General features: G+C 45.1%; 1 protein-coding gene. It reads right to left on the reverse strand.

Annotation, left to right across the window (positions count from 1 at the left end; translation table 11 throughout):
- Nucleotides 1-209: 209 nt before the first annotated feature.
- The coding region (locus A3738_RS28670) for a UDP binding domain-containing protein (protein ID WP_304440143.1) at nucleotides 210-570 on the reverse strand (361 nt) is incomplete at its 5' end.

Raw genomic sequence — 570 nt, forward strand, 5'->3', positions numbered from 1 at the left:
AAACTCGGTATCCGTATCATCGCCGCCACAAGCTCCCAAAAAGAGCGCGGCAGACACTGCGGTAACAAGCTTTAATTTACTTACCTGACGTCGAATACTTCCTTTGCTTTCCATGATCAACCTTATTCTTCATTCAATGAATATCTACACGCAAAAAAGGTATCTATTCGACGCGTTGATCAACAGATACCTTTGGTACTCATCAGACTTTATGCTCGGCCGATTGAGTAATATGTAATGCCATAATTTTTAACGATAGCAGGATCGTACAGATTTCGTCCATCTACGATCAAAGGATTCGCTAACTTTTGCACAACAGCTTCATAATCCATGGCTCGGAAAGCCTTCCACTCTGTACAAATCACCAAGGCATCTGCACCTTCAAGAGCCGCATCTTTATTCGTGACCAAAGTAAGATCTGCACGCTCACCGTAAATACGTGAACATTCTTCCTGAGCTTCGGGGTCGTAGGCCACGACTTTGGCACCTGCATTCCATAATGCTTCCATCAGACAACGCGATGGCGCTTCACGCATGTCATCCGTTTCTGGTTTAAAGGCCAAGCCCCAA

It is taken from the genome of Oleiphilus sp. HI0066, from assembly GCF_001635725.1.